The organism is Sporolactobacillus sp. KGMB 08714 (assembly GCF_036598985.1).
Taxonomy (GTDB): Bacteria; Bacillota; Bacilli; order Bacillales; family Sporolactobacillaceae; genus Sporolactobacillus.
The window spans coordinates 1-14,062 of sequence record NZ_JAUUBW010000024.1 but is presented as its reverse complement, the minus strand read 5'-3'; the positions used below and the strand labels follow the sequence as shown (position 1 = coordinate 14,062).

General features: G+C 50.2%; 11 protein-coding genes, 8 tRNA genes and 1 other annotated feature. All 19 genes read right to left on the bottom strand.

Annotated features, from left to right (window positions below):
* Nucleotides 1–2 precede the first annotated feature (2 nt).
* Nucleotides 3–740 carry a 23S rRNA (guanosine(2251)-2'-O)-methyltransferase RlmB gene (gene rlmB, locus Q6A92_RS11860; RefSeq protein WP_274401827.1) on the bottom strand — a complete coding sequence of 246 codons (738 nt, stop codon included), beginning with the start codon at nt 738–740 and terminating at the stop codon, nt 3–5.
* Nucleotides 737–1,150 carry a Mini-ribonuclease 3 gene (locus Q6A92_RS11855; RefSeq protein WP_443029726.1) on the bottom strand — a complete coding sequence of 138 codons (414 nt, stop codon included), beginning with the start codon at nt 1,148–1,150 and terminating at the stop codon, nt 737–739. The genes rlmB and Q6A92_RS11855 overlap by 4 nt, the downstream gene beginning before the upstream one ends.
* Before the next feature lie 2 nt (nt 1,151–1,152).
* Nucleotides 1,153–2,550 (bottom strand): cysteine--tRNA ligase, encoded by a 1,398-nt coding sequence (gene cysS / locus Q6A92_RS11850; RefSeq protein ID WP_274401825.1) that lies wholly within the window; start codon nt 2,548–2,550, stop codon nt 1,153–1,155.
* Complete coding sequence (gene epsC / locus Q6A92_RS11845) at nt 2,547–3,212, bottom strand: serine O-acetyltransferase EpsC (RefSeq protein WP_443029728.1); 666 nt, start codon at nt 3,210–3,212, stop codon at nt 2,547–2,549. The genes cysS and epsC overlap by 4 nt, the downstream gene beginning before the upstream one ends.
* 64 nt (nt 3,213–3,276) lie before the next feature.
* Nucleotides 3,277–3,493, bottom strand: a binding site (T-box leader).
* Nucleotides 3,494–3,561: 68 nt separating this feature from the next.
* On the bottom strand, nt 3,562–5,043 hold the full coding sequence (gene gltX, locus Q6A92_RS11840; RefSeq protein ID WP_274401823.1) for a glutamate--tRNA ligase: 1,482 nt from the start codon (nt 5,041–5,043) through the stop codon (nt 3,562–3,564).
* Between the two features lie 57 nt (nt 5,044–5,100).
* Nucleotides 5,101–5,583 carry a 2-C-methyl-D-erythritol 2,4-cyclodiphosphate synthase gene (gene ispF, locus Q6A92_RS11835; protein ID WP_274401822.1) on the bottom strand — a complete coding sequence of 161 codons (483 nt, stop codon included), beginning with the start codon at nt 5,581–5,583 and terminating at the stop codon, nt 5,101–5,103.
* On the bottom strand, nt 5,561–6,274 hold the full coding sequence (gene ispD, locus Q6A92_RS11830) for a 2-C-methyl-D-erythritol 4-phosphate cytidylyltransferase (RefSeq protein ID WP_332238269.1): 714 nt from the start codon (nt 6,272–6,274) through the stop codon (nt 5,561–5,563). Before ispD ends, ispF begins: the two co-directional genes overlap by 23 nt.
* 47 nt (nt 6,275–6,321) lie before the next feature.
* Complete coding sequence (locus Q6A92_RS11825) at nt 6,322–7,428, bottom strand: PIN/TRAM domain-containing protein (RefSeq protein ID WP_274401819.1); 1,107 nt, start codon at nt 7,426–7,428, stop codon at nt 6,322–6,324.
* A 128-nt stretch (nt 7,429–7,556) separates the two neighbouring features.
* Entirely contained in the window at nt 7,557–8,966 is a 1,410-nt protein-coding gene (radA, locus tag Q6A92_RS11820; RefSeq protein ID WP_332238268.1) for a DNA repair protein RadA, read from the bottom strand.
* 131 nt (nt 8,967–9,097) lie between these two features.
* Complete coding sequence (gene clpC, locus Q6A92_RS11815; protein ID WP_332238267.1) at nt 9,098–11,545, bottom strand: ATP-dependent protease ATP-binding subunit ClpC; 2,448 nt, start codon at nt 11,543–11,545, stop codon at nt 9,098–9,100.
* A 676-nt stretch (nt 11,546–12,221) separates the two neighbouring features.
* Nucleotides 12,222–12,680, bottom strand: a complete 459-nt coding sequence (locus tag Q6A92_RS11810) for a CtsR family transcriptional regulator (RefSeq protein ID WP_274401815.1) — start codon at nt 12,678–12,680, stop codon at nt 12,222–12,224.
* 603 nt (nt 12,681–13,283) lie between these two features.
* Nucleotides 13,284–13,356: transfer RNA gene (locus Q6A92_RS11805), tRNA-Ala, on the bottom strand.
* A 23-nt stretch (nt 13,357–13,379) separates the two neighbouring features.
* Nucleotides 13,380–13,453: transfer RNA gene (locus Q6A92_RS11800), tRNA-Pro, on the bottom strand.
* Between the two features lie 3 nt (nt 13,454–13,456).
* Nucleotides 13,457–13,533 (bottom strand) — tRNA-Arg (locus Q6A92_RS11795).
* Nucleotides 13,534–13,546: 13 nt separating this feature from the next.
* Nucleotides 13,547–13,635: transfer RNA gene (locus Q6A92_RS11790), tRNA-Leu, on the bottom strand.
* Between the two features lie 20 nt (nt 13,636–13,655).
* A tRNA-Gly gene (locus Q6A92_RS11785) sits at nt 13,656–13,730 on the bottom strand.
* 20 nt (nt 13,731–13,750) lie between these two features.
* A tRNA-Lys gene (locus Q6A92_RS11780) sits at nt 13,751–13,825 on the bottom strand.
* A 10-nt stretch (nt 13,826–13,835) separates the two neighbouring features.
* Nucleotides 13,836–13,908: transfer RNA gene (locus Q6A92_RS11775), tRNA-Thr, on the bottom strand.
* 7 nt (nt 13,909–13,915) lie between these two features.
* Nucleotides 13,916–13,988: transfer RNA gene (locus tag Q6A92_RS11770), tRNA-Val, on the bottom strand.
* Between the last annotated feature and the right edge of the window lie 74 nt (nt 13,989–14,062).

The following is a 14,062-nucleotide window of genomic DNA, read 5'->3' as shown; positions in this document are numbered from 1 at the left end:
GCTCACCGTTGCCGGTCGCGCTGTCTGAACACCTCATACATGAGCAGGCCGGCCGCGACCGAAGCATTCAGAGACGTGACTTTTCCTTTCATCGGTATACGGATCAGAAAATCGCACTTTTTTCGTACCAGCTGTGATAGGCCGCTGCCCTCATTACCGATCACCAGGCAAAGCGGCAGAGCATAATCTGCCCTGCGGTAATCCTCGCTGCCGTCCGCGGCCGTTCCGGCAAACCAGACCCCCTGTTTTTTCATGGCGTCCATTGTATTGGCCAGGTTGGACACGCGTACCACCGGAACATACTCAATCGCACCCGTCGAGGCCTTGGCCACGACCGAAGTCAACCCGACCGAGCGGCGCTTCGGAATGATGACGCCGTGACAGCCGGAAGCATCTGCCGTCCTCAATATCGAACCGAGGTTGTGCGGATCCTCAATATTATCCAGCATCAGAAAAAAGGGAGGTTCCCCGCGCTTTTTCGCAAGGTTAAACAAATCCGACAACCCTGAATAGCGATAAGCGGCGACCGAAGCCACGACACCCTGATGCTGGGCGGACGGGGACAGCTGATCAAGCTTTTGCTTTGGAACAAACTGCACGGCGATTCCGTTTTCCTTGATCAGTTCAAGCAGGCCGGAAAATCCCCGTCCCTCTTTATTCAGCCACACTTTATTGATTTCTCTTCCGGATCTGATGGCCTCCGACACGGGATGGCGTCCGACAATCCATTCATCGTTCACGAATCCTTTCCCCTTCCGACCGGATGATTGGCAAACATCTTTTTCATGATTTCTTCAATCCTGTCTTTGCCGCCGGTCAAATAAAGATAACCGATAAGCGCCTCAAATCCCGTACTGAAGTTATATGTCTGTACATCCGTATTTCTTGGAACGGAATGCGATTTGGCGTTCCGGCCGTGCCTGACAATATTCAGCTCATCTTCGGTCAGAAAGCCTTCTTCGGCAAGTTCATGGAGGAACCGCGACTGCGCCTTTGCCGATACATAATCCACCGCAAGAGTATGCAGCAGATGCGGCTTGGCTGCACCGCTGCTAATTACGGCTCTGCGCACATAGACTTCGATGATCGCATCGCCCATATAGGCCAGTGCCAGACTGCTCATCTGATCCGGAGCCTGTTTTTCGGCCATGTTCATTCCTGCCCTCTTTTCCAGCGCACGCCCTGCGGTGTGTCCTCCAGGACGACACCGGCGTTTTTCAGCTGATTTCTTATGTCATCGGCTAAGGCAAATTGTCTCTGCTGCCGCGCCGTCTCCCGTCTTTCAATCATTGCTTCCACGTCGCTGTCCAGCATGCTTTCGGTCTCACCTTCAAGCTTCAGGCCGAGTACGTTCGAAAGTTCAAAGAGCACGCGCCGGTATGAAAACAGCAGCCCCATGTCTGTATCCGTACGCTGCAGAGCAATATTGGCATCCTTGGCAAGATCGAACAGGACGGAAATGGCATTGGCCGTGTTAAAGTCGTCGTCCATCGCTTCGATGAATCGGTCCCGATAATGCTCCATTCTCTCATCCGCGTCCGCCTTCCCGCTAAAATCCTTCAAACGATGATCGAGATTATAATACACGGTCTGCAACCGTCCGAATGCCTGCACCGCGTCATTCAGCAATTCGTCGCTGAAGTTAATCGGGTGGCGGTACTGAACGGTCAAAATAAAGAATCGTACGACAAGCGGATCGTACTTTTTGATCAGATCGTGAACCAGAATCACATTGCCGATCGATTTCGACATTTTTTCGTTATTAATCTGGATATGACCGTTATGCAGCCAGTAATGGGCCATTGCGCAGTGATGCAGCGCTTCCGATTGAGCGATTTCGTTTTCATGATGCGGGAAAATAAGGTCGGTTCCGCCCGCATGAATATCAATCGTTTCCCCCAGATATTTATCAACCATTGCCGAGCATTCAATGTGCCAGCCCGGGCGGCCGTCCCCCCACGGACTCGACCATTTAATTTCACCCGGCTTGGCCGCCTTCCACAGGGCAAAGTCAAGCGGGTCCTCTTTATTTTCGCCGATTTCAATCCTGGCGCCCGATTTCAAATCGTCGACGGACTGATGCGAGAGTTTGCCGTAATCTTTAAATTTTCTTGTTCTGTAATAAACATCCCCATTAACGGGATAGGCAAAACCCATATCGACCAGCCGGCCGATAAACGCAATGATTTCGGGCATGGTTTCCGTCGCCCGCGGATTGATTGTCGCTTTCTTTACATTCAGGGCGCCCACATCGGCGAGAAAAGCCTTAATAAACCGATCGGCAATTTCCGGTACCGGCTGATGCCGTTCCTTAGACGCATGAATCAGCCGGTCATCGACATCTGTAAAGTTGGATACATAGTTTACATCATAGCCGCGATATTCAAAATAACGGCGAACCGTATCGAAAACGATGGCCGGACGCGCGTTGCCGATATGAATATAATTGTAAACGGTAGGTCCGCAGACGTACATCTTGACCTTACCTTCTTCTATGGGAACAAATGCCTCTTTTTTTCTCGTCAACGTGTTATAGACCATGAGCGTCATTCTACCTCAGTCTCCCTCTTATCAAGTTCTTTTAATTCCTCAATTTCCCGGTGCAGCAGCCTTACTTCCCTTTCCAGCTGATTGATTTTGTCGGCAACAGGATCGGGCAGATCCGCATGATCGAGATCATGATGGTGTACTTTTCTGCCGTTCTGCCTGACGACGCGGCCGGGGATGCCTACTACTGTCGAACCCGCCGGGACATTGTGCAGCACGACCGAACCCGCACCAATTTTGGAATGGTCGCCGATCGTGATCGATCCGAGCACCCTGGCTCCCGCAGAGATCAGCACGTCATTGCCGACCGTCGGATGCCTTTTCCCCTTTTCTTTGCCTGTTCCGCCGAGGGTCACCCCCTGAAAAAGGGTCACATCGTCGCCGATCTCGCAGGTCTCGCCGATCACAATCCCCATACCATGGTCCATGAAAAAGCGCCGGCCGATCCTGGCTCCCGGATGAATCTCTATGCCTGTCAGAAAACGGGTTAATTGCGAAAGCGCGCGGGCAAAAAAGAAAAGTTTTTTCTTCCACAGCCAGTGCGCAACCCGATGCGCCCATATGGCATGCAACCCGGAATAGGTCCAGATCACTTCCCATTTGTTTCTCGCCGCAGGATCCTGATCGAACACGTTATTCAAATCTTCTGCAATGATATTCCACACCACGGATTCACCTCCGATTCATGATTATTTCCTTCAAAAAATAAGGCGTCTTTGTATCATCCGACACAAAGACGCCTTCATAGCGCGGTTCCACTTTGTTTGAGAGCTGTACTCTCCACTTAAACCGATAACGGCGGCCGCCGTTTCCGCCTACTCATCCGTTCAGCGGAAAACTCAGAGAGGCAATTCAGTGATTTTCCTGTCTGAACGGTTTTCAGCCGGAGACCGTTCTCTCTGTCCAAGAAGGAAAATCCTTACTTTAATCTCTTCAACGCGTTTTCTATTTTCATTTCCACATTATGCGGAACGGCAAATTCTTGCCATTCCCTGCAGACTGCGCGGAAAACTTTCAGACTTTTTCCTGCATGCTCAAGTAGCTTTCCATTCGTTCAATGACGATGTCCCTGCCGAGCAGTTCCAGCGCCTCCGGCAATTCCGGACCGTGAGCCGAGCCGGTCGCAATTACGCGTATCGGCATGTACAACTTCCAGCCGCGCTGCTTGGTCTCTTTCTGTGTAACCTTGACCTTCAGGGCAATCTCTTCCGCCTTCCATTCCGTCAGGCTTTTCAGTTCCCTGTTGAACACCGTAATCACTTCATTAACCTGCTCGCCTGCAAGAATTTTTTTCTCATCCTTGCTCAGATTGTTCAGCCCTACTTCTTTATTAAAGAACATTCCGGTCAGTTTGACAATCTCCGCACCGTAATGAAGCTGTTCCTGATAAAGGAGGACCACACGTTTTGCCCATTCCTTCTGTTCAGGAGTCATCTGCTGCGGAAGAAGCCCGGCTTCAATCAGATACGGAACCGTGAACTTCACATAATCTTCTGCCGAAATTTTATTAATATACTGTCCGTTCATCCATTCGAGCTTAGACTTGTCAAACATTGCGGGAGACTTGCTCAGCCGGTCGGCATCGAACAGCTTGATAAATTCTTCCCGTGAAAAGATCTCTTCTTCGCCCTTCGGCGACCAGCCCAGCAGCGTGATAAAATTAAACAGCGCTTCAGGCAGAAAGCCCATGTTTTTATACTGTTCAATGAACTGAACGATGCTGTTGTCCCGTTTGCTTAACTTTTTATGATGTTCATTGACAATCAACGTCATATGTCCGTATACGGGCGCCTCCCAGCCGAATGACTGAAAAAGCATGATCTGCTTCGGTGTGTTGGAGATGTGTTCTTCCCCGCGAAGGACATGAGTCATTTTCATTAAATGGTCGTCGATGACAACGGCAAAATTGTAAGTCGGCACACCGTTTTGTTTAACAATGACAAAGTCGCTGACATCGTTCGTGCTGAATGATACATGTCCCTTTACAATATCGTCGAAATCAATTTTCTGATCGGCCGGCACCCGAAAACGGATGGTCGGTTTTCTGCCTTCCGCTTCAAGCTGCGCTCTCTGCTCCTCCGTCAGATGACGGCACTTTCCCGAATACCCCGGTGTCTGGCCGTGGGCCATCTGCGATTCACGTTCAGCCTTAAGCTCCTCTGCCGTACAGTAGCATTTATAGGCCAAGCCTTTATCCAGCAGTTCCTGCCAGTACTTTTTATAAATATCCAGCCGTTCCATCTGCCGATAAGGGCCGTATTCACCGCCCACATCAACACTTTCATCCCATTCAAGCCCCAGCCACTTCAGATATTTCAGCTGGCTTTCTTCCCCGCCCTCGACGTTTCGTTTCTGGTCGGTATCCTCGATACGAATGATAAACTTGCCACCCGCATGGCGGGCAAACAGATAGTTAAAAATCGCGGTACGCGCATTGCCGATATGCAGGAATCCGGTCGGACTCGGTGCATAGCGTACCCTCACTTCATTGGCCACTGCTTTCACCACTTTCCGTTATTCTTTTTTATTCTAACACGGATCATGCCTGCCGGCTCAATTTCGTTCAATTTTTTCCAGGAGACAGACGGCTTCGGCAGCAATGCCTTCCCCTCGTCCGGTAAAACCCATTTTTTCGGTCGTCGTCGCCTTAATATTGACCCGATCCCGATCTGTGTGCAAAACGCCGGCAATCGTCCGGCGCATCTCCTGAATATATGGAGCAAATTTAGGCTTTTGCGCAATCACGACACTGTCAATATTTCCGACATCGTACCCTTTATTTCGGACAACGGACATCACTTCCGCCAAAAGTACTTTTGAATCGGCGTTTTTGTAGGCCTCATCCGTATCGGGAAAGTGCCCGCCGATGTCCCCCTCACAGACGGCCCCGAGCAGCGCGTCGCTGATCGCATGAAGCAGAACGTCTGCATCGGAGTGCCCGGCGAGTCCCAACCCGTAGGGAATGACAACGCCGCCCACAATCAGTTTTCTATTCTCCGCAAATCGGTGGACATCAAACCCGTGGCCTATTCGCATCTGCTTTCTCCTCTTCCTGAACGAACTTTTCCGCAATGATCATGTCTTCCGGCGTCGTCAGCTTGATGTTGCGATAACTGCCTTCAACCACTTCCACCGCCCGGCCGAGCTGTTCAACAAGCGAAGCGTCGTCCGTTGCCCTGAAATGCTTCACCCTGCCGGCACGATGCGCCTGCATAATGACGGACATGCGAAAAGCCTGCGGGGTCTGCGCCGCCCACAAGCTCTCGCGTTCCAATGTTTGACTTACTTTGTGATAGGCCACCTGTTTGATCGTGTCTTTTACCCGGACGGCCAGAAGTGCCGCGCCGCAGCGGTCTGCCGCTTCGGCGACCCTCACAATCTGATTTCTCGTAACAAACGGACGGGCGCCGTCATGAATCATCACGATCTGATCCTGATAGTCTCCCAGTCTAATCAGTCCGTTATAAACACTTTCCTGACGTTCTCTTCCGCCTGCCGTCATTTCGGTCACTTTGCTGATGCGATATTTGCGGATCAATTCATCAAAAGTTTTTCTCTCGGATTCTCTGATGACAAGAACAATCCCCGCACAGTCGGGATCCTTCTCAAACACGCGGAGTGTATATATAATGACGGGGATTCCGCGCAAAGTAAGCAGGACCTTATTCATCTCCGCTCCCATACGCGTGCCCTGCCCTGCCGCAACGATCACCACTCGATAATTCATCTGCTAAGCCCCCGGATACAGCCGCCCTGCTTTCGCTTTATGCAAAATCAAAGCGCCTTTTCAAGCAATTTGGGTTTGGCAAAAATCATTCTCCCTGCCGATGTCTGCAGCACACTGGTTATGATCACTTCAATGGTTTTGCCAATATACCTATGTCCTTCTTCTACCACAATCATTGTACCGTCGTCAAGATACCCGACACCCTGATTCTGCTCTTTCCCGTCTTTAATAACCTGTACACGGAGTTCTTCCCCGGGGAGAACAACCGGCTTGACCGCGTTGGCCAGGTCGTTGATGTTCAGCACGTGAACCCCTTGAAACTCGCAGACTTTATTTAAATTAAAATCGTTGGTCACGACCACGCCGCTTACCTCTTTGGCAAGCCGGACAAGTTTGCTGTCCACTTCCGTGATGTCGTCATAGTCGCCCTCATAAAGATCAACGTCAATCAAATGGTCTTTTTGAATTTTATTGAGAATATCCAGTCCCCGCCGGCCGCGATTCCGTTTCAGGACGTCCGAAGAGTCCGCTATATGCTGCAGCTCCTCGAGTACAAAATGCGGAATAACCATCGTTCCTTCCAAAAATCCTGTCTGGCAAATATCCGCAATTCTTCCGTCGATGATCACGCTCGTATCAAAAATTTTGTAAGGACTGATTCCGTTCAGCTTTTGCAATTCCGGGCGGGCATCTTTCTTTCGTTCCTTCGATCGGTTCGGCAAATGAAAAAGGTTCAGCAGCTCATCACGCTTCTTAAAGCCGACCTGGAAAAAGAAATAACCTAAGAAAACATACACAAAGATCGGAAGCACCGTGCTGATTCCCGGAATGTTCAGGCTCTCCAGGGGAAACTGTATCAGGAAAGCAATCACAAGGCCGAAGACAAGACCGATCGTACCGAACACAACATCGATCGCCGGTACCTTTATTATTCTGTCCTCGAAAGTTTTTATCAAATCTGTCAATGAGTCCACAAACCAAAAAGTTAATAAAGCTAAAATCACAGCACCGATGACCATCCCCGTAAACGGGGAAGCAATCCAATCCGGGATCCCGCTTCCGAAATTCAACAGAAGAATCACTTTTGGTATATAGACAAAACCTAATGTACCGCCCAATAGAATAAAAAATAGCTGAATCATTCGTTTCAACATATCCAATCACCTCCTCTAAGCAGTATAGACAAAATGACAAAATCAAAACTTGCTTCTGTCATTATGTTCGTTTGAAACATGATCATTTCAAAATTCATCGTTTTCCCGAGAACTTATCCGCCGTATATTTATAAATCGGACGGAAAGAATTCGGATCCGGGTTTAAGATCTTCCGAACCGCCCAGCGCAAGATCGATGGCCTGGTTAAGCGAAGCAACACCGACGAGCTGCATTCCTTTCGGGGGAGACCACCCGCCCTGATTTTTCTCCGGAATATAGGCTCTTGAAAAGCCCAGCTTATAAGCCTCGTTCACCCTCTGCTCAATGCGTGAGACGCGCCTCACTTCGCCGGTCAGGCCGACTTCGCCGATAAAAATGTCCGTAATCTGTGTCGGCTGGTTGCGGAAACTGGAGGCGATGCTGATCGCTGCCGCCAGATCGATGGCCGGTTCATCCAGCTTAATCCCGCCGGCGACATTAATATAGGCATCCTGATTCTGAAGCAGCAGACCGACCCGTTTCTCGAGAACGGCCATCAGCAGCGAAACCCGGTGGCTGTCCATACCGGCTGCCATCCGGCGCGGATAACCGAAGCTGGTCGGTGTCACCAGAGCCTGGACCTCGACCAGGACCGGACGGGTGCCTTCCATTGCAGCAACGATTGCGGAACCGGCCGCCCCCTTCGTCCGTTCCTGCAGAAAGATTTCAGAAGGATTGGCGACTTCGCTCAGTCCGGATTCTTTCATTTCGAAAACACCCATTTCATTCGTTGAACCGAAGCGGTTTTTAACCGCCCTCAGGATACGAAATGTATGATGGCGTTCTCCTTCAAAATATAAAACGGTATCTACCATGTGCTCCAGCGTCCTCGGTCCGGCCAGCGCGCCGTTTTTTGTGACATGGCCGACAATGAAAACTGCGATGCCGCTTGTTTTCGCAAGACGCATGAGCTCTCCGGTGCATTCTTTAATTTGTGAAATGCTTCCGGGAGCCGAAGACATGTCGGAATTATAAATAGTCTGGATTGAATCAATGATCAGGATCTCCGGCCGGACATCCTGAAGATGGGCCTCAATCTGATGAATATCTGTTTCCGCCAGTACATACAGGCAGTCCGAAGTAATGCCGAGCCGACGGGCCCTCATCTTCGTCTGGCGCAGCGACTCTTCTCCCGAAATATAGAGAACCTTCCGCCCATTTCGCGCAAGCTGATCGGAGGCCTGCAGAAGAAGCGTCGATTTGCCGATGCCCGGGTCTCCGCCGACAAGGGTAAGCGAAGCAGGCACGACTCCGCCGCCCATCACACGGTTAAATTCTTTCATCCCGGTCAGTATTCTCGGTTCTTCTTCCAATTCTACATCCGTCAGCAGGGAGGGCTTGCTGTCCCGCCGCTGATGCACGCGTCCCGCCGATTCGACAGGGCGTACTGTCTCCTCAACCAGCGTATTCCAGTTCTGGCAGCCCGGGCAGCGCCCCATCCATTTCGGGCTCTCATAGCCGCATTCCTGACAGACAAAAACCGTTTTTGTTTTTGCCATTTAATGAATCACCTTTCAGCACTGTCTCGTAAAATAAGCCCGATTTTTTTTTAAAACACGCAAAGAAGCCAAGGCTTGTCGATCACTTTGGCTTCTTCTCGCGCGGCAGATCATCCCGGAAAAATCGTGTCTCAGGATTTTGCCACGGCTTCTTCTTTCTTAATGACCTCGTATACCCCGTCTTTATAATCAATCACAACATCTGTTCCTTTTGCAATGTTGCCCTTCAGCAGCTCTTCGGACAATTTGTCTTCGACGCGCCGCTGAAGCGCGCGGCGCAGAGGCCTTGCCCCATACTCCGGATCATAGCCTTCCTCGACAATCTGTGTTTTTGCCGCATCGGTCAGCTCGATGACAATCCCCTGGCTCGACAGACGGTTTCTCAGATGTTCCGCCAGCATAGAGACTATCTCCAACAACTGAGGTTTCGTCAGTTCATGGAAAACGATGATCTCATCGATTCGGTTGAGAAACTCCGGTCTGAAAGCACGTTTCAGCGCGCCTGTGACCTTATCTTTCATTTCCTTGTACTCATGGTTTTCCCCGCCGACCGCAAAACCGACATACTTATTTCGTTTCAGTTCACTCGCACCCACATTGGATGTCATAATAATTGCCGTGTTGCGGAAATCAACCGTCCGTCCCTTGGAATCTGTAAGACGTCCGTCATCCAGCACCTGAAGCAGAATATTGAAGACATCGGGATGCGCTTTTTCAATTTCATCGAACAGAATAACCGAATAAGGCTTCTGGCGGACTTTTTCCGTCAGCTGTCCGCCCTCTTCATGGCCGACATATCCCGGCGGAGAGCCGACAAGTCTGGATGTCGTATGTTTTTCCATGTATTCCGACATATCGATACGGATAATGGCCTCTTCATCGCCGAACAGCGTTTCGGCAACCGCCCGCGCCAGCTCGGTTTTGCCGACCCCTGTCGGTCCGAGAAAAATGAATGAACCGATCGGCCGCTTCGGATCCTTCAGACCGGCCCGTGCTCTCCTGATCGCGTGAGAAATCGCCTTAATGGCTTCATCCTGTCCGACGACACGCTTGTGAAGGATGTTTTCCATGTGAAGCAGCCGTTCGCTTTCTTTTTGCTCAAGCCGGACAACCGGAATGCCGGTCCAATTGGCTACGACGAGAGCCACGTCGTCAGGCAGAACCTGGGTATTCTCTTTGCCCTGCTTCTCTTTCCATTCCTTTTCGCTGACCTCCACCTGCTCCTTCAGCTTCTGTTCACTGTCGCGCAATGAGGCAGCCTTCTCAAACTCCTGGCTCTGTACCGCAGCATCTTTTTCTTTTCTGACCGCTTCAAGCCGCTGTTCCAGTTCTTTAAGATTCGGCGGAGCCGTATAAGAGCGGAGACGGACTTTTGACGAAGCCTCATCCATCAAATCGATCGCTTTATCAGGAAGATACCGGTCGGAAATATAGCGATCGGAAAGCCAGACGGCCGCAACAATCGCTTCATCGGTGATCTTGACCCTGTGGTGCGCCTCATAGCGGTCGCGCAATCCCTTCAATATTTGAACCGACTGATCTTTGGTCGGCTCCTTGACTTTAATCGGCTGAAAGCGCCTTTCCAGCGCGGCATCTTTTTCAATATACTTACGGTACTCGTCAAGCGTCGTCGCTCCGATACACTGCAATTCTCCGCGCGACAGCGACGGCTTTAATATGTTCGACGCATCAATGGCACCCTCAGCGCCGCCTGCACCGATCAGCGTATGCAGCTCGTCGATAAATAGAATAATATTTCCTGCCTGACGAATTTCGTCCATCACTTTTTTCAAACGGTCCTCAAATTCGCCCCGATATTTTGTCCCGGCTACGACTGTGCCCATATCCAGCGTCATCACGCGTTTGTCGCGGAGAATTTCCGGCACTTCATTGTTGACAATTTCCTGTGCCAGGCCTTCCGCAACGGCCGTTTTCCCAACGCCCGGCTCGCCGATCAGGACCGGATTGTTTTTCGTCCGGCGGCTCAGCACCTCAATGACACGTTCAATTTCCTTGCTGCGGCCGATGACAGGATCGAGACTGCCTTCGCTGGCCATCGCCGTCAGATCGCGTGCCAGGCTGTCAAGCGTCGGCGTACTGGCATGTGCCGCAGCCCGCCCCTGTGCCCCACCGGACGTCGCCTCGTGGCTTCCGAGCAGCTGCAGCACCTGCTGTCTGGCCTTATTCAGACTGACGCCGAGATTGTTCAGCACCCGGGCAGCCACTCCTTCGCCTTCACGAATGAGCCCCAGCAGGATATGTTCCGTTCCTACATAGGAATGGCCGATTTTTCTCGCCTCATCCATTGACAACTCGATAACCCGTTTCGCTCTCGGTGTATAGTGAGGTGTCTGAACTATTTCGTTCCCGCGGCCGATCAAAGCTTCTACTTCTTTCTGGATCTTCTCGGGACTAAGATTCAAAGCCATAAGAGCTTTAGCAGCAATTCCGTCACCTTCACGGACAAGACCGAGCAGTATGTGCTCAGTACCGATATTGTTGTGCCCCAGCCGCATGGCCTCTTCCTGAGAAAGCGCAAGCACCTTTTGAGCGCGTTCCGTAAATCGTCCAAACATCATAATGGTGGCCTCCTTTAATCGTACTCTCCGTTCACCGACTCATTTAGCAACGATAATAATGACCCGCCGTTTCTTTCAAAATTCTCTCATACCTGTAAAATATTCAATTGAATATTTTTTGATAGTGGCTACAGGCCGGGTCGTACCGCCCAGGAAGCAATCATTGCTCATTGCTCCCGTTTTGTCTATTGTAGAGAACCTCTTATAAATCTTCAACTTTTTTCGCTTAACATCCGCTTATTTAATAAATTTTTACGGGAATGGCCGCTCATCGAAGACGCTCCTCCCGATCACGACAGACTGTTGAAGCACCCTTCCAGTTCTTGACACACTGTTATCCCGCGATCCATTTTATTTGGATGGATGGGTTCGCCGCTTATTACTATTTCGCCGCATCACTCATAAATTCCTCTTTCTTGCGGTGAACCGGAAAAACAAAAAAGCGGTCGGTATCTTTTTCAGCACTCCGGCATTGTACGGAACGATTCATTACGTTTCATTCGTCGTGTCAAACATTTTATTCCATATTAAAAAGCGGCAGAGAATTTATTATTTCCAGTCCGTACGATTTTACTAAACCAGCCCAGCAACTCCGGCGGATCGACGGAAAAAAGCAAGCATTTTCGATTGCCCTTCGACAGCCTCTGCGGCTTTTTAAGCAACGGCCGGCTGCCCTTCAGCGTTTATACGTCAGTGACTGAAGCATGGCCTTTAAAATATTCGCACGCACTTCGTCTCTTAAAGGGACACCCAGGTCAGGAATCGTCTGATCGATGGCGCTCATCATCAGCCTTGCCTCGCGTTCATTGATGACCTGTTCTTCAAGCAAATGAAGAATTATCGATTCACCCATATTTTCTGTCAACCTGTAACCGATCAGACCAATCATTTCGTCAATCAAATCCGCATCCGTAACCGGCCGTACCTTAATAACCTGAATGTATCCCCCTCCTCCGCGTTTGCTTTCAACCACGTAACCTCTTTCAATAGAGAAACGTGTCTTCAGTACATAATTTATCTGTGAGGGAACGCATTGAAATTTTTCCGCCAGTTCGCTTCTTTTCAATTTAATGATATCGCTTGAATCCAGGATTTCTTTTATATATTTTTCAATGATATCAGATATGTTCCTCATCGGAGGCATCTCCTCCCTGACTTTGACTAACTTTGACTATAATTCAATTATGAATGATATTTACCAAATAATCAACCTTCCTTCTGACGGACTCCCCCCACTCCGCCGGGCCGCTCCACTCTGCGTGCTTCTAATCCGCCGATCAGAAAAAACCGTTCCCGTGCCGGGTACTCAGACTGCTGACCCGGATTCATGCCAACGAAAAAGACTGCTCTACTGATGACGGAACAAACATGAACAAAACCCGGCTGTTATATTCAGATTATTCACATTTATTTTATTCTGTTAATTTGCCGGACAGCATTGTCCATTCCCGGGCGTTCATGATGAGCGACCGTGATCATTAATATTAAATCCATCGGCGATGCCCAAATGACGAACAGCTAAAAAAATTCCCCCATCGATTTTTTACCAAGCGATCAGAAAATGACTTTAACCCGGGCGCTCCTCAAATCGCTCAGCCCTTTTCAAGCGAGGAAACATTCTTCCTCCAAAATATCAGGCAAAATGAAAAAGGCATCTCAAAGCCTGAATAGACTCATGAGATACCTTCTCTTTCCTGAACTCAGCCATCGATTCGTCTGTCAGGAATTCTTGCTTAAGTGGAGCCTAGGGGGATCGAACCCCTGACCTCCTGCGTGCAAAGCAGGCGCTCTCCCAGCTGAGCTAAGGCCCCATCTAAAAAAAGACAAAAAAAGATCGGGAAGACAGGATTTGAACCTGCGACCCCCACGTCCCGAACGTGGTGCTCTACCAAGCTGAGCCACTTCCCGATATGGTGCGCCCTAGAGAACTCGAATCCCCAACCTTCTGATCCGTAGTCAGACGCTCTATCCAATTGAGCTAAGGGCGCAAAACAGAATGAATGGTGCCGAGAGCCGGACTCGAACCGGCACGGTAGTCACCTACCGCAGGATTTTAAGTCCTGTGCGTCTGCCAATTTCGCCACCCCGGCACAACACAAATTAAAACAAATGGAGCGGAAGACGGGATTCGAACCCGCGACCCCCACCATGGCAAGGTGATGTTCTACCACTGAACTACTTCCGCATAGTAATACAATTGATAAATGGTGAGCCACGAAGGATTTGAACCTTCGACCCTCTGATTAAAAGTCAGATGCTCTACCCCTGAGCTAGTGGCTCATAAATAAAATGCCGGTCAGAGGACTTGAACCCCCAACCTACTGATTACGATTCAGTTGCTCTACCAATTGAGCTAGACCGGCACTAAAATGGAGGATATAGGGCTCGAACCTATGACCCTCTGCTTGTAAGGCAGACGCTCTCCCAGCTGAGCTAATCCTCCATATTGCCTGGCAGCGACCTACTCTCACGGGGGGACAGCCCCCCACTACCATCGGCGCCGAAGAGCTTAACGAC

Excerpts from the sequence above, each read along its gene's own strand:
- Q6A92_RS11855 (WP_443029726.1), bottom strand. The coding sequence starts at position 1,150 with ATGGCCGAAAAACAGGCTCCGGATCAGATGAGCAGTCTGGCACTGGCC.
- cysS (WP_274401825.1), bottom strand. The coding sequence starts at position 2,550 with ATGACGCTCATGGTCTATAACACGTTGACGAGAAAAAAAGAGGCATTT.
- ispF (WP_274401822.1), bottom strand. The coding sequence starts at position 5,583 with ATGCGAATAGGCCACGGGTTTGATGTCCACCGATTTGCGGAGAATAGA.
- ispD (WP_332238269.1), bottom strand. The coding sequence starts at position 6,274 with ATGAATTATCGAGTGGTGATCGTTGCGGCAGGGCAGGGCACGCGTATG.
- Q6A92_RS11825 (WP_274401819.1), bottom strand. The coding sequence starts at position 7,428 with ATGTTGAAACGAATGATTCAGCTATTTTTTATTCTATTGGGCGGTACA.
- radA (WP_332238268.1), bottom strand. The coding sequence starts at position 8,966 with ATGGCAAAAACAAAAACGGTTTTTGTCTGTCAGGAATGCGGCTATGAG.
- clpC (WP_332238267.1), bottom strand. The coding sequence starts at position 11,545 with ATGATGTTTGGACGATTTACGGAACGCGCTCAAAAGGTGCTTGCGCTT.
- Q6A92_RS11810 (WP_274401815.1), bottom strand. The coding sequence starts at position 12,680 with ATGAGGAACATATCTGATATCATTGAAAAATATATAAAAGAAATCCTG.